This is a genomic window from Saccharomonospora glauca K62 (assembly GCF_000243395.2).
In the GTDB taxonomy this organism is placed as follows: Bacteria; Actinomycetota; Actinomycetes; order Mycobacteriales; family Pseudonocardiaceae; genus Saccharomonospora; species Saccharomonospora glauca.
The window spans coordinates 569,665-587,494 of record NZ_CM001484.1; the positions used below are offsets into that span (position 1 = coordinate 569,665).

Sequence of the window (17,830 nt, forward strand, 5' to 3'; positions counted from 1 at the left end):
TCGACGAAAGGACTCGGAAGATGAGTACGGCACACCAAAGTCGGGTGAGGACCCGGTTGAGGAAGGCCGTCACGGCGGCCGTAGTCGGTGTGATGACCGCGGGTGGACTCGTCGCCGCGGCGGGGACGGCGAGTGCGCAGACCACACTTGCCGAGGCCGCCGCCGCGACGGGCCGTTATTTCGGTACCGCGGTCGCGGCCGGCAGACTCGGTGAACAGGACTACACGGCCACTCTCAACCGGGAGTTCAACAGCATCACCGCCGAGAACTCGTGGAAGTGGGAGAGCCTCCAGCCCTCTCCGGGGTACTTCGACTTCAGTACCGCCGACCGCATCGCCGAACACGCCCGTCAGCAGGGCATGGAAATCCGCGGGCACACCCTGGTCTGGCACTCGCAGCTGCCCAGCTGGGTCCAGAACATCAGCTCCCCGGACGAGCTGCGGCAGGTGATGCGCAACCACATCACCACCGTGATGGAGCACTACAAGGGGCAGGTCCGCTCCTGGGACGTGGTGAACGAGGCGTTCGAGGACGGCAGCAGCGGGGCGCGCCGTAACTCGGTGTTCCAGCGCGTGCTCGGTGACAGCTGGATCGAGGAGGCCTTCTACATCGCCCACGAGGTCGATCCGGACGCCACCCTCTGCTACAACGACTACAACACCGACGCCTGGAACACGGCCAAGACCCAGGCCGTGTACAACATGGTGGCCGACTTCGTCAGCCGCGGCGTGCCGATCGACTGCGTCGGCTTCCAGGCGCACTTCAACAGCGGCAACCCGGTGCCGGAGAACTACCACATCACGCTGCAGAACTTCGCCGACCTCGGCGTGGAGGTCCAGATCACCGAGCTGGACATCGCGGGCTGGGGTGACTCGCAGGCGGAGCAGTTCGGCGGTGTCACGTTGGCCTGCCTGGCCGTGCCCAAGTGCACCGGCATCACTGTCTGGGGCGTGACCGACAAGTACTCCTGGCGTGCGGAGGACACGCCGCTGCTGTTCGACGGCAACTACAACCCCAAGCAGGCCTACTACGCGGTGCTCGACACGCTCCTCAACGCCGGTGGCGGTGACGGCGGTGACGGCGGCGGGGGTGCCACCTGCACCGTGACCTACGCCGAGACCCAGCGGTGGGGCGACCGGTTCAACGGCGAGGTCACCGTCCGGGCGGGGAACGAGGCGATCCGTTCGTGGAGCACCACCGTCACCGTGACCCCGCCGCAGAAGATCTCGGCGACCTGGAACGGTGAAGCGAGTTGGGACACCAGCGGCAACGTCATGACGATGCGGTCGACCAGTGGCCTCCCCGCGGGAGGACAGACGACCTTCGGTTTCACCGTCATGACGAACGGCAACTGGGCGCCGCCGACGTTGGGCTCCTGCGTCGCCTCCTAGGTACCACCGGGCTCCCACTCCGCGCCGGGTGAGGGTGGGAGAACGGCAACGGGGCCGGTTCGGTCGCAAGACCGGATCGGCCCCCGTCCATGCTCGGGCCGCATCGCGTCGGTGCGGTCGAACGTGGCGCTGAGCACCCGTGCGGGTCCTCGGCGACGACGCGGGGAGATACTGGCGGTATGCGGATGTCTCGCCGTACCTCCCTGTTCCTGACGGCGTTCGGGGTGTGGTCCTGGATCATCTGGATCACGTTCGCCCGCAATCTCTGGGCCAGCGACAACGCCTGGGACGCCGACGGTTCGCCCACGTCGTTTTTCTGGGTGCACCTGTTGCTCGCGGTGACCTCGTTCGTGCTGGGCACGATCATCGGCGTGATCGGCTGGCGGGGCCTGCGGGCCTCGCGGAACCGGGAGCCCGCCCAGTAGCCCCCATCCGCCGTGACGCCCGCCGAGGCCCGAGGCCTGTAGAACTCGACGAAACGACGAAGGCCACCCGACCGCGAGACACGGAGGGGTGGCCTTCGTCGTAGCCGCTCGGAGCCTCACACGCGCTTGAACAGCAGCGCGCGCTTGACCTCCTGGATGGCCTTGGTGATCTGGATGCCGCGCGGGCACGCGTCGGTGCAGTTGAACGTCGTGCGGCAGCGCCACACGCCCTCGGAGTCGTTGAGGATGTCCAGCCGCTCCTCGGCGCCCTCGTCACGCGAGTCGAAGATGAACCGGTGCGCGTTGACGATTGCCGCCGGGCCGAAGTACGACCCGTCGGCCCAGTACACCGGGCACGACGACGTGCACGCCGCGCACAGGATGCACTTGGTGGTGTCGTCGAAGCGCTCGCGATCGGCGGGCGACTGGATGCGCTCGCGCGTCGGCTCGTTGCCGTAGGCGATGAGGTAGGGCTTCACCGACCGGTACGCCTCGAAGAAGGGCTCCATGTCGACGTAGAGGTCCTTCATCGTCGGCAGGCCCTTGATCGGGGCGATGGTGATGGTGGTCTTCTTGCCCTCCTTGGCCAGCAGGTCCTTCACCAGCACCTTGCAGGCCAGGCGGTTCACGCCGTTGATCTGCATGGCGTCGGACCCGCAGATGCCGTGCGCGCAGGAGCGGCGGAAGGCCAGCGTGCCGTCCACGTAGTTCTTGATGTTGAACAGCAGGTTCAGCACGCGGTCGGTGGGCAGCGCCGGGACGTCGTAGGACTCCCAGTGCGGCTCGGAGTCCACCTCCGGGTTGAACCGGAGGATTTTCACCGTGACGGTGACCGACCCCTCCGGTGCGGGAATTTGCGAGGTGTCGTGAGAGCCCTCGGAAACCGTGGCAGTCATATCAGTACTTCCGCTCCATCGGTTCGTACCGGGTGAAGGTCACCGGCTTGTAGTCCAGGCGGATGTCGGCGGTGAACCCGGTGAGGCCGAGCGGGGCGTCCGGGTCCTCCTTCTCCGGCAGCACCTTGTACGACATCGAGTGCCGCATGAAGTTGACGTCGTCGCGGTCCGGGTAGTCCTCGCGGGCGTGTCCGCCGCGGGACTCCTTGCGGGCCAGCGCCGCGTTCACCAGGATCTCGGCCAGGTCCAGCAGGAACCCGAGCTCGATGGCCTCCAGCAGGTCGGTGTTGTACCGCTTGCCCTTGTCCATCACCGAGATGCGTCCGTAGCGCTGCTTGAGCGCCTGGATGTCGCTCAACGCCTGCTTCAGCGTGTCCTCGGTGCGGTACACGGCCGCGTTGGCGTCCATGGTGGCCTGCAGCTCGCTGCGGATGTCGGCCACCCGCTCGCCGCCGGTGGCGGTGCGCAGGTGGTTGACCATGCCCTCGACCATCTTCGCGGCGTCCTCGGGGAGCTCCGCGAAGTCGTGCGAGTTGGCGTACTCCGCGGCGGCGATGCCCGCCCTGCGCCCGAACACGTTGATGTCGAGCAGCGAGTTGGTGCCCAGCCGGTTCGCGCCGTGCACGGACACGCACGCGCACTCACCGGCGGCGTACAGGCCCGGCACGATGTTCTCGTTGTCGCGCAGCGCCTCGCCGTGCACGTTGGTGGGGATGCCGCCCATCGCGTAGTGCGCGGTGGGGTACACCGGCACGGGCTCCTTCACCGGGTCCACGCCCAGGTAGGTGCGGGCGAACTCGGTGATGTCGGGCAGCTTGGTCTCCAGCACCTCCGCGCCGAGGTGGGTGCAGTCGAGCAGCACGTAGTCCTTGTTCGGACCCGCGCCCCGGCCCTCCAGCACCTCCAGCACCATCGACCGGGCGACGATGTCGCGCGGCGCGAGGTCCTTGATGGTGGGGGCGTAGCGCTCCATGAACCGCTCGCCGTCGGCGTTGCGCAGGATGGCGCCCTCGCCACGCGCACCCTCGGTGAGGAGGATGCCCAGGCCCGCCAGGCCGGTCGGGTGGAACTGGTAGAACTCCATGTCCTCCAGCGGCAGGCCCTTGCGCGCGTAGATGCCCATGCCGTCACCGGTGAGCGTGTGCGCGTTGGACGTGGTCTTGAAGACCTTTCCGAACCCGCCCGTGGCGAAGATGATCGACTTCGCCTGGAACACGTGGATCTCGCCGGTGGCCAGCTCGTAGGCGATGGCACCGGAGGCCACCGGGCCGTCGGCCGTCTCGGTCAGGGCGATGTCGAGGACGTAGAACTCGTTGAAGAACTCGATGCCGTGCTTGACGCAGTTCTGGTACAGCGTCTGCAGGATCATGTGACCGGTGCGGTCGGCCGCGTAGCACGCGCGGCGCACCGCCGCCTTGCCGTGCTCACGGGTGTGGCCGCCGAACCGGCGCTGGTCGATCTTGCCGTCCGGGGTGCGGTTGAACGGCAGACCCATCTTCTCCAAGTCGAGGACCGCGTCGATGGCCTCCTTGGCCATGATCTCCGCGGCGTCCTGGTCGGTGAGGTAGTCACCGCCCTTGATGGTGTCGAAGGTGTGCCACTCCCAGTTGTCCTCCTCGACGTTGGCCAGGGCCGCGCACATACCGCCCTGGGCAGCGCCGGTGTGGGAGCGCGTCGGGTAGAGCTTCGTGAGTACCGCGGTGCGGGCACGCTGACCGGCTTCGATCGCCGCGCGCATACCCGCGCCGCCCGCCCCGACGATGACCACGTCGTACTTGTGGAACTGCATCTCAAGCGTCGCTTTCGTGTGGTGGGGTCAGTCGGCCGGGAGGTTCGGATCGAAGGTGAAGATCACCAGGGTGCCCAGCAGCAGGATGACGGCCACGGCGACGTAGAGCACCATCTTCAGCCAGAAGCGGGTGCTGTCCCGACGCGAGTAGTCGTCGATGATCGTGCGAAGGCCGTTGCCGCCGTGGATCATCGCCAGCCACAGCATCGCCAGGTCCCAGAACTGCCAGAAGGGCGACGACCAGCGGCCCGCGACGAAGGCGAAGTTGATCCGGTGAACACCCCCGTCGAGGATGTTCATGATGAACAGGTGGCCGAGCACCAGCACCACGAGCAGCAGGCCCGAGATGCGCATGAACAGCCAGCTGTAGAGCTCGAAGTTGTTGCGTCGAGCCGCGGGCCTGCGGGGGGAGCGCGGCTTGTCGAGGTTGAGTGTCTCAGCCATCAGTTGCCGCCTCCGAGGAGTTCGCTCACGGTGCGTTCGAGCATGAAGTAGGCGCCGGGGATCATCACCAGCACCCAGACACCGATGATCGACCAGAGCATGACGCGCTGGTACTTGGCGCCCTTGGACCAGAAGTCGACCAGGATGACCCTGATGCCGTTGAGTGCGTGGTAGAGGACCGCACCGACGAGGCCGACCTCCATGAGGTTGACGATCGGGGTCTTGTAGGTCTCGATGATCGCGTCGTAGGAGTTCGGCGAGACCCGGACCAGCGCGGTGTCGAGTACGTGGACGAACAGGAAGAAGAACGTGAGCACGCCGGTGATGCGGTGCAGCACCCAGGACCACATGCCGGGGTCGCCACGATAGAACGTACCGCTCCGACGTGAGGCGCCTGCCCGATCACTCGCAGCCGCCGTGGCGGTGCTGCTCGCAGTGGTGGACATCGGTGTACGGCCTCCAACGTCACTGATGGACTGTGCCCGGCGACCTGCGGCTTTACGTGCCGCAACCCGCATGGGCGTGGTTATCCCAGGATGCTAGACCGGCCCTTGACACCCGACCCCCCCTTGGGGTTGGCCGCTGTGATGGACCAGACACGGATTTGACGTCCGCCCGTACTTCGGGGCTCTCGGCGGCCGGAGCCGTACCGATTCAGTTCTCTCTTTTTGGTTACAGAGAGTGTTCTATAGGTAGCCCAGCGGGGTGAGTCGTGAACATTTGGATTACGCCGAACGGCCACTGTGTGACGTCGCTTTCCGCAGACGGTACCGTTCGCCAATCGCCCGGACGCTTCGCGTCGGGCACTTCCTTGAGGTGCGTTCCGCTGGGAAAACGGCGGGAAGGGAGACACACCGTGCGTCGAAAGCGTGGTGCAGCGCTGGCGGCTATCGCCATGACCGGCGTGTTGGCGTTGACGGCCTGTGCCAAGGACTCCGGCGACAACAGCGCCGCGGGTGACGGCGGAGAGGGAAACGGCGAGTGCGTGACCGCGGCCGCGCCGCCACGGGCCGAGGCCAGTAGCAGCGAACGGGAGGCGGCCGAAGACGTCGACGCCAGTGATCTGAAGGTCGGGCTCGCGTTCGACGTGGGCGGCCGGGGTGACGCCTCGTTCAACGACGCGGCGGCGGCCGGGGTCGACAAGGCCGTCGAGGACATGGGCGTGGGCGACACGACCGAGAGCACGGCCGCCGGCACCGAGTCCGAGGACGCCAAGCAGCAGCGACTGCGGCAGATGGCGGAGCAGGGCTACGACCCGATCATCGCCGTCGGCTTCGCCTACGCCGACGCGTTGAACGCCGTCGCGCCGAAGTACCCCGACACCCACTTCGCCATCGTGGACGACGACTCGGTGGACCAGCCGAACGTGACTCCGCTGGTGTTCGCCGAGGAGGAGGGCTCCTTCCTGGCCGGGGTGGCGGCCGTCTACAAGAGCGAGAACTGCCACGTCGGCTTCGTCGGTGGCGTGAACACCCCGCTGATCCAGAAGTTCGAGGCGGGTTTCGTGCAGGGCGCGAAGGCCGTCTCCGACAAGGTCAAGATCGAGGTCGACTACCTGACCCCGGCGGGCGACATCTCCGGCTTCAACGACCCCGGCAAGGGCAACGTGGTGGCCAAGGCTCAGATCGACAAGGGTGCCGACGTGCTGTACCACGCCGCGGGCGCCTCCGGTAAGGGCGTGTTCGAGGCGGCCAAGGCCGGTGGCGCGCTGGCGATCGGCGTCGACTCCGACCAGTACGAGCAGAAGACCGTCGCCGACGTCAAGGACGTGATCATGACGTCGATGCTCAAGCGCGTGGACGTCGCGGTCTACGACTACATCCGCGCCGTCGCGGAGGACGACCTGGACTCCCTGCCCGAGCGCTTCGACCTGTCGGTTGACGGCGTGGCCTACTCCACCTCCGGTGGCAAGGTCGACGACATCACCGACGTTCTCGACGGCTACAAGGCGCAGATCGTGGCCGGCGAGATCGAGGTCTCGCCCACCCCGTAACCGACCACTCTCGAATTTCCGTGCGGTGGTGGGGCCGATGGGAGGCGATCCCTCCCATCGGCCCCCGCGCCGTCGGATGACGGGCTGTCGGCGGTCCGCAGGCGGGCCCTCGACAGCCGTGGGGAGCTTTCACGACATGACCGAATCCCGACCCGCGGTCGAACTGAAGGGAATCACCAAGCGATTCCCCGGCGTGGTGGCCAACTCGGACGTGCACCTGACCGTGCGCGCCGGTGAGGTCCACGCGGTGTGCGGCGAGAACGGCGCGGGCAAGTCCACCTTGATGAAGATCCTCTACGGCATGCAGCAGCCGGACGAGGGCACCATCGCCATCAACGGTGAGGAAGTGCGCCTGCGCAATCCGCAGGACGCCATCAAGGCGGGCATCGGCATGGTGCATCAGCACTTCATGCTCGCCGACAACCTCACCGTCAAGGAGAACGTGCTCCTCGGAGCCGAGGGACTGCACGGCATCGGCAAGGCCGCGACCCGGAAGATGGCCGAACTCGCCGAGCGCACGGGCCTGCGTGTCAACTTCGACAGCCTGATGGAGAACCTCGGCGTCGCGGACCGCCAGCGCGTGGAGATCGTCAAGGTGCTCTACCGCGGCGCCCGCATCGTGATCCTCGACGAGCCCACGGCCGTGCTCGTGCCGCAGGAGGTCGACGCGCTGTTCGACACCGTGCGTGCCATGCGCGACCAGGGCTACACCTTCATCTTCATCTCCCACAAGCTCGACGAGGTCCGCAAGATCGCCGACAGTGCCACAGTGATCCGGCGGGGAACCACGGTCGGCACCGTGAACCCGCGCGAGGTGAGTTCGCGCGAGCTGGCCGAGATGATGGTCGGCTCGCAGCTGCCGAGCCCGGAGACCCGTGAGTCCACCGTCACCGACCGGGTCGTGCTGCGCGTGGAGAACCTGCGGTTGAACGCCGAGGACTCCGAGCGGGCCGTGCTCGACGACGTGTCGCTGACCGTGCGGGCCGGGGAGGTGCTGGGCATCGCCGGCGTCGAGGGCAACGGCCAGACCGAACTGGTCGAGACCATCATGGGCATGCGCAAGGCCTCGGCGGGACGGATCGAACTCGTCGACGCCGAGGGCAACACGCGCGACATCACCAAGCTCGGCACGCTGGCGCGCCGGGAGGCGGGCATTGGCTACATCGCCGAGGACCGCCACCGTCACGGCCTGCTGCTCACCCGTCCGTTGTGGGCGAATCGCATCCTCGGTTACCAGACCCGTAGGCCGGTGTCGAACGGTCGCATCCTCGACCTCGCCGCCGCCCGTGAGGACACCCGCCGCATCGTCTCCGACTACGACGTCCGCACGCCCGGCGTCGAGGTCGCCGTGGGGGCGCTCTCCGGTGGTAACCAGCAAAAACTCATCGTCGGCAGGGAACTGTCCGGCGACCCCGTGTTGTTGATCGCCTCCCACCCGACCCGTGGCGTCGACGTCGGGGCGCAGGCCCTGATCTGGGACCGCATCAGGGCAGCTCGTCGCGAGGGACTCGCGGTGCTGCTCATCTCCGCCGACCTCGACGAGTTGATCGGGTTGTCGGACACCATCCGCGTCATGTTGCGCGGCAGGTTGGTCAGTGAGGCCGATCCCGCCACCGTCACGCCCGCCGAGCTGGGCTCGGCCATGACGGGTGCCGGTGAGAGCCACTCTCTTCCCGAGGACGTCGCATGATCTCCTGGCGTACCGCCCTGCTTCCACCCGTCATGGCGATTCTGTTCGCCATGGCGCTGTCGTCCATCGCGCTGCTGCTTTCGGACGCCAATCCGCTCGAAGCGTTCGCGACCATGGGCGCGAAATTGTTCGAGGGCACCACGGCCGTCGACACCGTGAACCTCGCGGTGGTCTACTACTTCGCCGGTCTGGCCGTCGCCGTCGGCTTCCAAATGAACCTGTTCAACATCGGGGTCGAGGGCCAGTACCGGTTCGCCGCCGTGGTCGCCGCCATCGTGGGCGCGGCGATGGAGCTGCCCCCGGTGCTGCACGTGCTGGCGATTCTCGCGGTGGCCATGCTCTCCGGCGCCGCGTACGCGCTGTTGCCCGCGATCCTGAAGGTCACCCGCGGCGTGTCCGAGGTGATCACGACGATCATGTTGAACTCGATCGTCTTCGGCATCGTGGCCTACCTGATCAGCGCCGAGCAGTTCGGCGTGCAGCGGGGCAACAACATCAGCACCGCCGTGATCCCGGAGACCGGATGGATTCCCGGCATCCCGCTCGGGGCGGCCGGCACACTGTTCGGTTCGGTCTTCATCGCCATCGCCTTGGGCGTCGGGTACTGGTTCCTGCTCAACCGCACGCGGTTCGGGTTCGAACTCCAGGCCAGCGGTGAGTCGCCCACGGCCGCCACGGCCGGTGGGGTGAGCGCCAAGCGGATGACGATGATCGCGATGTTGTTGTCCGGCGCGGTCGCCGGCCTCATCGCGATGCCGGAGCTGCTCGGCCGCGACCACGTCTACGCCATGACCGCGACCCAGGGCTACGGCTTCACCGGCATCGCGGTGGCGCTGCTCGGCCGCAACCACCCCGTCGGGGTCGCCTTCGGCGCGCTGCTGTGGGCCTTCCTCGACAAGTCGGCCGTGTCGCTGGAGACCATCGGGGTGCCGAGGGAAATCGCCACGATCATCCAGGGCACGATCGTGCTCTCAGTCGTGGTCGCCTACGAAATCGTCAAACGAGCGGAACTCGCCGCCGAGCAGCGCCGGGTGGGTCGGCAGACCCGTAACGGCCTGCCCGCGAGCGTCAGCCAGGGAGGTGCGGTGTGAGCACCACGGTCGAGACCGGGTCCCCGAACGCGGCGGGCGCGACGAAACAGGTTCCGCGCGAACGGCGTCCGATGCCGGGCTGGCTGCGGGGCGTGTTGTGGGCCGTCGCGGCCATCGCGGTGTTGTCCACCACGTCCTATCTCACCGGCATCGACACGCTCACGTCGAGCAACACGTCGCAGACCGCGCTGAGGCTGGCCCTGCCCATCCTGTTCGCCGCGCTCGGCGGGCTGTGGGCCGAACGGGCGGGCGTCATCAACATCGGCCTCGAAGGCATGATGATCCTCGGCACGTGGGGCGCGGCCTGGGGGGCGTACTACGGCGGCGTGTGGGCCGGTCTGCTCGCGGCGATCGTCTTCGGCGCGCTCGGAGGGTTGCTGCACGCCGTGGCCACGGTGACGTTCGGGGTGAACCACATCGTGTCTGGTGTGGCCATCAACCTCCTCGGGCTCGGCGTGGCGAAGTACCTCGCCGACCTCGTGTTCGAGCCGCTGTCCGGCAACCCGAGGCAGTCGCCGCCCGTGCCGAAGTTCGACACCTACTCCGCGACGTTCCTCGCCGACTGGCTCAAGGAGTTGGAGGACGCCCAGCGAGTCGGGATCTCCGACGCGGCGGGCCTGTTGCGAGGGCTCGTCACACAGGTGTCGCCGCTGGCGATGCTGGGACTGCTGCTGGTGCCGCTTAGCTACCTCGTGCTGTGGCGCACCCGGTTCGGGCTGCGGCTGCGCTCGTGCGGTGAGAATCCGGTGGCCGCCGAGTCGCTCGGCGTGAACGTCTACGTGCACAAGTACGCGGCCCTGTTGGTGTCCGGTGGTCTCGCCGGTATGGGCGGCGCGTCGCTGGTGCTGCTGGCGGGTGGCGCCGACTACCTGGAGAACCAGACCAACGGCCGCGGCTACATCGGACTCGCGGCGATGATCTTCGGTAACTGGCGGCCCGGCGGGCTGCTGGGCGGGGCGGCGCTGTTCGGTTACTCCGACGGTCTTCAGCTCTCGGCGGGCGGGGAGGCCGTGCTGGCGCTGTGCTACGGCGCGGTGCTCCTGCTGGTGGTGATCGCGGTGGTGCAGCTGGTGCGCAAGCGTTGGCTCGCCGCCGTCCTCGCGGGGCTCGGGGCCGCCGCGCTCTACTACGTGTACTGGGCCAACGACGAGCTGCCGCGTGAGCTGATCCCGTACACGCCGCACTTCGTCACCATCATCGTGTTGGCCGTGGCGGCGCAGAAGCTGCGCCCGCCGAAGGCGGTCGGCAAGCGGTATCGGCGAGGGGAGAGCGACTGATGCCCGACAACCCGATCGACTGGGAACGGCTGAGGGCGGAGGCGACGTCGGCGGCGCGGAAGGCGTACGCGCCGTACTCGCGCCTGCTGGTGGGCGCGGCCGCGCTGACCGACGACGGCCGTGTCGTCACCGGATGCAACGTGGAGAACGCCTCCTACGGCCTCGGTCTGTGTGCCGAGGCCACCATGACCGGGCAGCTTCGGCTCTCCGGCGGGGGCCGGTTCGTGGCGGTGGCGTGCCGTTCCGGGGAGGGCGAGTTGCTGATGCCGTGCGGCCGCTGCCGGCAGTTGATCTACGAGTTCGGTGGCGCCGAGTGTCTCGTCGACACGCCCGCCGGGGTGCAGCCGATGTCGGCGGTGCTGCCGCAGGCGTTCGGACCGGAGGACCTGCCGTCATGACCACCGAGCCCTTCGCCGCGGTCGACGTCATCAGGGCCAAACGGGACGGTTCGCGGCTGACCGGGGAGCAGATCGACTGGGTGATCGACGCCTACACGCGCGGCGTGGTCGGTGACGAGCAGATGGCGGCGCTCGCGATGGCCATCTTCCTGCGTGGAATGGACGCCGAGGAGACGGCGCGGTGGACCGGCGCGATGATCGACTCGGGCGAGCGGTTGGCCCTCAAGTGCTCGCGGCCGACGGTGGACAAGCACTCGACGGGCGGCGTCGGCGACAAGATCACCCTGCCGCTGGCCCCGCTCGTGGCGGCCTGCGGCGCCGCGGTGCCGCAGTTGTCGGGGCGGGGGCTCGGGCACACGGGTGGCACGCTCGACAAGCTGGAGTCCATCCCCGGCTGGCGGGCCGAGCTGTCGACCGACGAGATCACCGCGCAATTGGAGGAGGTCGGTGCGGTGGTGTGCGCCGCCACGCCGACCTTGGCGCCCGCCGACCGCAAGCTGTACGCGTTGCGCGACGTCACGGCCACCGTCGAAGCCGTGCCGCTGATCGCCAGCTCGATCATGAGCAAGAAGATCGCCGAAGGCGCCGGGCGGTTGGTGCTCGACGTGAAGGTCGGCTCCGGCGCCTTCATGAAGACGCGGGAGCAGGCCCGCGCGCTCGCGGCCAGCCTGGTGGAGATCGGCGCGGCGCACGACGTGGCCACCACGGCCCTGCTCACCGACATGGGGACGCCGCTGGGTGCGGCGGTCGGCAACGCGGTCGAGGTGGCGGAGGCCGTCGAGGTACTGCGGGGCGGGGGCCCTGCCGACGTCGTGGAGCTCACGCTGGCGCTAGCCCGCGAGATGCTCGCGTTGGCCGGGCTCGGTGACGTCGACCCGGCGCGGGTGCTGGCCTCGGGCCGGGCGTACGAGACGTGGTGCCGCATGATCCGTGCCCAGGGAGGGGACCCCGAGGCCCCCTTGCCGAAGCCGGCTCACGTGCACGTGGTCGAGGCGACCGAGTCGGGCGTCGTGACCGGCCTGGACGCCTACGACATCGGCGTGGCCGCGTGGCGGCTCGGGGCGGGACGGGCCCGCAAGGGCGACCCCGTGCAGTCGGCGGCCGGGGTGTTGTGCCTGGCCAAGCCCGGTGAGCGCGTCGAACGCGGGCAGCCGCTGTTCGAACTCCACACCGACACCCCCGAGGCCGTGGCCGCGGCCCTGCCGTTGCTCGACGCGGCGCTCACGATCGACGAGAAGGGCGCGGACGACGACGCCCTCGCCGCCGGGAAGGCGAACGAGGGCGTCGTGCTGGAACGGTGGGAAAGCGGTCGATCCTGACCGGCCGCATCCCGTGAGGGCCCGGTCCCGAACCCCGCTCGGCGCGAGCCGGGGGAGGACCGGGCCCTTTTCGTCAGTCGTCGGAGTCGGTGTCCGCGGCCTTCGACTTCGCGTCGGAGTTCTTGCCGCTCCTGGTGTTGCGGCGACGCGGCTGCCTCGGGGCGGGCGGGGCCGTGATGGCGGGCTGCGGCGCGGGGCCGCCACCGAGCATCAACTCCGCGAACGTGGCCATGGCCTCGTCGAGTTGGCCGCCGATGCGCCGCTCGGACTCCTCGTTGCTCTTGCGCACCACGGACGCGAAGTACTCGTTGTCCGGCTGCTGCGCCAGGGTGCCCTCGACCTGCGAGATTCCCGACTTGATCGAACCGTCCAGCTCGCCGAGGCGCGCCGCGACGTTCTCCTCGACCTTGTCCAGCCGGTTCGCCAGTTCGTCGAGCCGGTTGCCCAGGTTCTCCAGCCGCTCGCCCAACGCGTCGAAGCGAGCCGTCGGGTCGAGGACTTCCGCGGTGTCGGACAACGCCGAGCGCAGCGAGTCCGTGGTGGAGGCCAGCCGCTCCTTGGAATCGGTTTCGAGCCGCTCGACCCGCTCCTTGAGGCCCGTCTCCAGCGTGTCGAGGCGCTCGCGCACCGGGCCCTGGACCGCGGTGGGAATGTTGTCGATCTTGATGTCCTGCTTGTCGAGGTGGTTGCCCAGCTCGTCGAGCCTGCGGTGGATGTTTGCGAGCTTGTCCTCCAGGCCGTCCATCCGACCCGAGACGCCTTCGAACCGGGCGGCGACGCCGTCGAGCCTGCCGTCGAGCTGTGCGAAGGGCTTCGCGAGCTTGTCGACGATGGCCTCCACGGACCGGGCCAGCTCCGCCAGAGCGTTGTCCTGCGCCTCCAGGCGGGTCATGGCCTCGTCGAGCCGCTCGGCGAGCACGCTCATCTCGGTCCGGTCGGGCAGTTCGGAGAGTCGCTTACGGACGGCGCCGAGCGAGTCCACCGGCGCGAGGCGGGCGTAGATGTCGTCGAGCGCGTCGAAGATCTGCTGCTGTTCGCTCTCCCGGACCTCGGCCGCGCGCACCAGCATGTTGCGCATCCGGTCGAAGGACGGGGCTGCGAGGTGGTTGTCAGTCGTCACTGCGGTTGTCCTTCATCGGCGGGAAGATGGGACGTCCAAAGCAGCGTAGCGATCGATTGACTGCGGAGGGTATACCCCCCGACCGCGTACCGCGTGACGTGCGACTCCGACGATTGAATAACGAGCTGGTCACCGTTCAAGGTTCGAGTACAGAGTGAGACTTGAAGCCCGGAACGGGCGACACCGGGGCGATAGTGGATGTCGCACACTCGTGTGTAGGGGCCGCGGGTACCGTCGTCGCATGTCGACGCGAACCGTTCCGACTCCGCAAGAGCTTCGCAGCGCGCCCAAGGTGCTGCTCCACGATCACCTCGACGGCGGGCTGCGACCCGGCACCGTCGTCGAACTGGCCGACGAGACCGGCTACTCCGGTCTGCCCACCACCGACGTTGACGAGCTCGGCCGGTGGTTCCGCGACGCGGCCGACTCGGGTTCTTTGGAGAAGTACCTGGAGACCTTCGCGCACACCTGCGGGGTCATGCAGACTGAGGAGGCGTTGTCGCGGGTCGCCGCCGAGTGCGTGGAGGACCTGGCCGACGACGGCGTGGTCTACGCCGAGGTGCGGTACGCGCCGGAGCTGTTCGTCGAGCGCGGGCTGTCGCTGGAGGCCGTGGTGGAGGCCGTGCAGGACGGGTTCGAGCGCGGCCGTAAGGCCGCCGCCGAGCGCGGCAAGCAGATTCGCGTGGGGCAATTGCTGTGTGCCATGCGCCAGCACGCGCGGGCCCTGGAGATCGCCGACCTCACCGTGCGCTACCGCGACCGCGGGGTCGTCGGGTTCGACATCGCGGGACCCGAGGCGGGCTACCCGCCCACCCGCAACCTGGACGCGTTCGAGTTCCTGCGCGAGCAGAACGCCCACTTCACCATCCACGCCGGTGAGGCCTTCGGGCTGGCCTCGATCTGGGAGGCCATCCAGCACTGCGGGGCGGAGCGGCTGGGACACGGCGTCCGCATCGTCGACGACATCACCACGGCCGACGACGGCAGCGTGTCCCTCGGCAGGCTCGCCGCCTACGTGCGGGACCGTCGCATCCCGCTGGAGGTGTGCCCGTCGTCGAACGTCCAGACGGGCGCCGCGTCCTCGATCGCCGAGCACCCCATCGGACTGCTCGCGAAGTTGCGTTTCCGGGTCACGGTCAACACCGACAACCGGTTGATGAGCGGGTGTTCGGTCTCGTCGGAGTTCGCGGCGCTGGTGGACGCCTTCGGATTCGACTGGTCCGACGTGCAGTGGTGCACGATCAACGCCATGAAGTCGGCGTTCGTCTCCTTCGACGAGCGGCTCGACATCATCAACAACGTGATCAAGCCCTGGTACGCCGAGCGCGTGTGAGCCGTCTCGCCGCGTGGCCGAGTGCTCGAACCCGGCCACGCGGCGCGGGGCCGGGAACCGGGCTCAGCGGGTGCTGCTGGCGATGAGTCCGGCCAGGGTCTCGCGGGTGCTGGTGAGGGACGCGATCCGTTCGTCGAACTCCCGAAGATGTTCGACCAGCGTCGGTACGGCGCAGGGCTCCAACCGGCCGGGTTCGCGGATACATGTCAACAGCTCGCCGATGACCCGCGTGGGCAGCCCCGCGGCCAGCAGGTCACGGATGTGGCCGACGACCTCGACCGTGGCGGGGTCGTAGAGTCGGTGCCCACCGCTCGACCGGGTCGCGACGATCAACCCCCTGGCCTCGTAGTAGCGCAGAAGCCGACGGCTGACGCCGGTCGCGGCCGACAGCTCGCCGATCGTGAGCGTTTTCGCGCTTGCACGTGACACTGGTGTCACCCCCTACGGTTCGGCACCATGATCCCCTCGACAGTCCAGCTCAACGGAATCGAGGCGACCGCGGAGCAGCTCGCGTCCGTGGCGTTCGCCGGGTACGCACATTTCACCGCGCTTCAGGTCAGGAACGGAGCCGTGCGCGGTCTCGATCTGCATCTTGCCCGGTTGCGTGAGGCCAGTGACGAGTTGTTCGGGACACACCTGTCGAACGAGCGGATGCGTGAGCTGCTCCGACGGGCCATCGCCGCGGGGCGGGCCGACGCGTCGTTGAGCTGCTTCGTGACCCAGCGGGCCGGCGAGTTCACGGCTCCGAGGACACCGACCGAACTCGACGTGTTCGTGCGATCGTCGGCTCCGGCCGAACCGCCTTCGGGGCCGCTGAGCCTCGACGTCGTGCGCCACGAACGTCACCTGCCCCACCTCAAGCACGTCGGCGAGGTGGGCAAGACCTTCTACCTCCGCCGAGCAGTGGCGCGGGGCTTCGACGACGCCGTGTTCGTCGACGGTCGCGGCCGCGTGAGCGAGGCCACCATCTGGAACCTCGCCTTCTGGGACGGCGAGTCCGTCGTGTGGCCGCGGGCCGACCTGCTGCCGGGAGTCACGATGGGGATTCTCGCCCGCAGGCTCGCCGACCGAGGTGTTCCGCAGCGGACCGCCGAGGTTCGTGTCTCGGGTCTGTCCGCGTACTCCGCAGCGGTCGTCATGAACTCGTGGACGCCCGGTGTCGTGGTGGCCCGGATCGGAGACCATCGATTCACCGGCGACGAGGAGTTCGTTCGGCTGTTGCACGAGGCGTACGAGGACGAGCCGTTCGTCACCGTGTGAGCTCGCGGAGCCGCGCTTCCGCGTCGAACGGATACCGGGGCCGCGGAAACGCGGCCCCGCTCCCGACGTCAGTTGAGGTGCAGCCGGTTCTCGAACGACTCGACGAGCCGACGCCACGCCTGCTGTTCGGTGTCGAACGGCGGGCTCGGGGTCAGCCGCATCGGGTCCGGCCGCAGGACGAACGAGACCAGCCAGCCCAGCCGCTCGGAGGTGGACAGTGCCTTCGACACCTCGTCGTCGCCGGCCCAGTCGGCCGCGTCCCGAAGCAACTCGACGGCGAGTTCGAGTTGGGTCGGCTCGATCGCGTCGACGCCCTCGGCGATGTCGGCGTCGAGTTCGGCCAGGACGTAGGTGTTGTCGGGGTCGACGTCGATCTCCAACTCACCCGCGGTGGCCGCGGCCAGCACCTCGTCCCACGTGGAGACCTGAGCCAGGTCGGTGTGCGCGAGTTTGTCCCCGTCGGCCAACGCCCTCGCCAGCGCGCGCTCCGACGAGTACACCTCGATGGTGCCGTCGGAGCCGAGGAACACCGGGTCGTCGTCGAGGTAGCAGCGCAGTGTGTAGTAGTCGCGCGACGAGGTCTGGATCTTGATCGGGTCGATGCCAACCTCGGCCCAGAAGCCCGGGGGCTCGTCGCCGTCGTCGTAGTCCGTGTCGAAGTCCTCGTCGTCGGCAGCCTCGTCCGCGTCCCGGTCGACCGGGTCGAGGTCGTCGTCGGAGTCCACTCCCGCCTCGGCCTCCGCGGACTCCTCGTGGAAGGCCGCGAGTTCCTCGGCGGCGGCGTCCAAGGTCGCCGAGTCGACCTCCGGGATCGTGACCAGCTCGTCGATGGCGTCGAGCACCACGTCCCACTTTTCCGAGACCGTGCGCGACAGTTCGTTCCACAGCTTCGCGCCCTCGCGGCCGCTGAACGGGAGCGGTCCCTGGTTGAGCAAGGAGAACGCGTCCGAGCTGTCGAGGACCTCGTGGACCTCGTCCAGCTCACACACGTCCGCCAGCGAACGCACGATGTTGACGATCTCGGCCAGTTCGGCCAGCGTCCAGGAGTCGGGCTCCTCGGCCACCAGCTCGGCAACGCCGACGAGGTCGAAGCAGTGGTCGTCGTCCGGGATGAGTTCCGGCACGTTGAGGGCGGGCACGGCCTCCCACGCGGGGTGGTCGATCAGGTCGTGCTGCTCGGCCGTGCGCACGTAGGCGGCGAGATGCGCGGCGTCGGGGAACGCGTAGAGGTCGTCCTCGTCGCCGAGGAACGCCTCCCATTCCTCGCCGTCCTCCCGCCATCGTGGCGCCCACAGGGTCACCAGATCGCCTTGTGGCAGCCCGAGTTCGATCGGGATGATATCCTGTGCCATTCCGCCCTCCGGAAACACCTGTGCACGAGCCGGGTCTCGGCGCTCGAAACCG

17 protein-coding genes are annotated in these 17,830 nt (G+C 68.4%); 10 read left to right on the forward strand and 7 right to left on the reverse strand.

Features of this window, described 5'->3' with window-relative positions; all coding sequences use genetic code 11:
• The first annotated feature begins 20 nt into the window (after positions 1 to 20).
• Together SACGLDRAFT_RS02785 and SACGLDRAFT_RS02790 are read left to right on the forward strand one after the other, a co-directional pair.
• Complete coding sequence (locus SACGLDRAFT_RS02785; protein WP_005461588.1) at positions 21 to 1,391, forward strand: endo-1,4-beta-xylanase; 1,371 nt, start codon at positions 21 to 23, stop codon at positions 1,389 to 1,391.
• A 179-nt stretch (positions 1,392 to 1,570) separates the two neighbouring features.
• Positions 1,571 to 1,816 carry an SCO4848 family membrane protein gene (locus SACGLDRAFT_RS02790; RefSeq protein WP_040918440.1) on the forward strand — a complete coding sequence of 82 codons (246 nt, stop codon included), beginning with the start codon at positions 1,571 to 1,573 and terminating at the stop codon, positions 1,814 to 1,816.
• Between the two features lie 116 nt (positions 1,817 to 1,932).
• On the opposite strand, the gene SACGLDRAFT_RS02795 is transcribed toward SACGLDRAFT_RS02790, so the two are convergent.
• From SACGLDRAFT_RS02795 to sdhC, 4 genes are read right to left on the reverse strand one after another with little or no spacing between them, the layout of a single operon-like run.
• Positions 1,933 to 2,712, reverse strand: coding sequence for a succinate dehydrogenase iron-sulfur subunit (locus tag SACGLDRAFT_RS02795; protein ID WP_005461590.1), 780 nt, complete (start codon positions 2,710 to 2,712; stop codon positions 1,933 to 1,935).
• 1 nt (position 2,713) lies between these two features.
• Positions 2,714 to 4,501 (reverse strand): succinate dehydrogenase flavoprotein subunit, encoded by a 1,788-nt coding sequence (gene sdhA, locus SACGLDRAFT_RS02800; RefSeq protein WP_005461591.1) that lies wholly within the window; start codon positions 4,499 to 4,501, stop codon positions 2,714 to 2,716.
• 27 nt (positions 4,502 to 4,528) lie between these two features.
• Complete coding sequence (locus tag SACGLDRAFT_RS02805) at positions 4,529 to 4,945, reverse strand: succinate dehydrogenase hydrophobic membrane anchor subunit (protein ID WP_005461592.1); 417 nt, start codon at positions 4,943 to 4,945, stop codon at positions 4,529 to 4,531.
• On the reverse strand, positions 4,945 to 5,391 hold the full coding sequence (gene sdhC, locus SACGLDRAFT_RS02810; RefSeq protein WP_005461593.1) for a succinate dehydrogenase, cytochrome b556 subunit: 447 nt from the start codon (positions 5,389 to 5,391) through the stop codon (positions 4,945 to 4,947). Before sdhC ends, SACGLDRAFT_RS02805 begins: the two co-directional genes overlap by 1 nt.
• A gap of 449 nt (positions 5,392 to 5,840) precedes the next feature.
• Here sdhC and SACGLDRAFT_RS02815 point away from each other — a divergent pair, with 449 nt between their 5' ends.
• From SACGLDRAFT_RS02815 to SACGLDRAFT_RS02840, 6 genes are all read left to right on the forward strand, one after another.
• The gene (locus SACGLDRAFT_RS02815; protein WP_005461599.1) at positions 5,841 to 6,938 is read left to right on the forward strand and encodes a BMP family lipoprotein; all 1,098 of its coding nucleotides are present in this window, start codon (positions 5,841 to 5,843) and stop codon (positions 6,936 to 6,938) included.
• Positions 6,939 to 7,074: 136 nt separating this feature from the next.
• Positions 7,075 to 8,628, forward strand: a complete 1,554-nt coding sequence (locus SACGLDRAFT_RS02820; protein ID WP_005461601.1) for an ABC transporter ATP-binding protein — start codon at positions 7,075 to 7,077, stop codon at positions 8,626 to 8,628.
• On the forward strand, positions 8,625 to 9,719 hold the full coding sequence (locus SACGLDRAFT_RS02825) for an ABC transporter permease (protein WP_005461603.1): 1,095 nt from the start codon (positions 8,625 to 8,627) through the stop codon (positions 9,717 to 9,719). Before SACGLDRAFT_RS02820 ends, SACGLDRAFT_RS02825 begins: the two co-directional genes overlap by 4 nt.
• On the forward strand, positions 9,716 to 10,996 hold the full coding sequence (locus tag SACGLDRAFT_RS02830) for an ABC transporter permease (protein WP_005461604.1): 1,281 nt from the start codon (positions 9,716 to 9,718) through the stop codon (positions 10,994 to 10,996). The genes SACGLDRAFT_RS02825 and SACGLDRAFT_RS02830 overlap by 4 nt, the downstream gene beginning before the upstream one ends.
• Positions 10,996 to 11,394: a cytidine deaminase gene (locus SACGLDRAFT_RS02835; RefSeq protein WP_005461605.1), complete on the forward strand. Its 399-nt coding sequence runs from the start codon at positions 10,996 to 10,998 to the stop codon at positions 11,392 to 11,394. The genes SACGLDRAFT_RS02830 and SACGLDRAFT_RS02835 overlap by 1 nt, the downstream gene beginning before the upstream one ends.
• Positions 11,391 to 12,713 carry a thymidine phosphorylase gene (locus SACGLDRAFT_RS02840; protein ID WP_005461606.1) on the forward strand — a complete coding sequence of 441 codons (1,323 nt, stop codon included), beginning with the start codon at positions 11,391 to 11,393 and terminating at the stop codon, positions 12,711 to 12,713. The genes SACGLDRAFT_RS02835 and SACGLDRAFT_RS02840 overlap by 4 nt, the downstream gene beginning before the upstream one ends.
• Positions 12,714 to 12,786: 73 nt before the next feature.
• On the opposite strand, the gene SACGLDRAFT_RS02845 is transcribed toward SACGLDRAFT_RS02840, so the two are convergent.
• On the reverse strand, positions 12,787 to 13,833 hold the full coding sequence (locus SACGLDRAFT_RS02845; protein WP_005461607.1) for a hypothetical protein: 1,047 nt from the start codon (positions 13,831 to 13,833) through the stop codon (positions 12,787 to 12,789).
• Positions 13,834 to 14,074: 241 nt separating this feature from the next.
• Between SACGLDRAFT_RS02845 and SACGLDRAFT_RS02850 the strand changes: the two genes are divergently transcribed.
• Entirely contained in the window at positions 14,075 to 15,166 is a 1,092-nt protein-coding gene (locus tag SACGLDRAFT_RS02850) for an adenosine deaminase (RefSeq protein WP_005461608.1), read from the forward strand.
• A 63-nt stretch (positions 15,167 to 15,229) separates the two neighbouring features.
• Here SACGLDRAFT_RS02850 and SACGLDRAFT_RS02855 read toward each other — a convergent pair whose 3' ends face one another.
• Positions 15,230 to 15,595: a MerR family transcriptional regulator gene (locus SACGLDRAFT_RS02855; protein WP_005461609.1), complete on the reverse strand. Its 366-nt coding sequence runs from the start codon at positions 15,593 to 15,595 to the stop codon at positions 15,230 to 15,232.
• Positions 15,596 to 15,622: 27 nt separating this feature from the next.
• On the opposite strand from SACGLDRAFT_RS02855, the gene SACGLDRAFT_RS02860 reads away from it, so the two are divergent.
• Positions 15,623 to 16,426 (forward strand): aminotransferase class IV family protein, encoded by an 804-nt coding sequence (locus SACGLDRAFT_RS02860; protein ID WP_005461610.1) that lies wholly within the window; start codon positions 15,623 to 15,625, stop codon positions 16,424 to 16,426.
• A gap of 68 nt (positions 16,427 to 16,494) precedes the next feature.
• Here the strand turns inward: SACGLDRAFT_RS02860 and SACGLDRAFT_RS02865 are convergent, their stop codons facing one another.
• Positions 16,495 to 17,778, reverse strand: coding sequence for a hypothetical protein (locus SACGLDRAFT_RS02865; protein WP_005461611.1), 1,284 nt, complete (start codon positions 17,776 to 17,778; stop codon positions 16,495 to 16,497).
• Between the last annotated feature and the right edge of the window lie 52 nt (positions 17,779 to 17,830).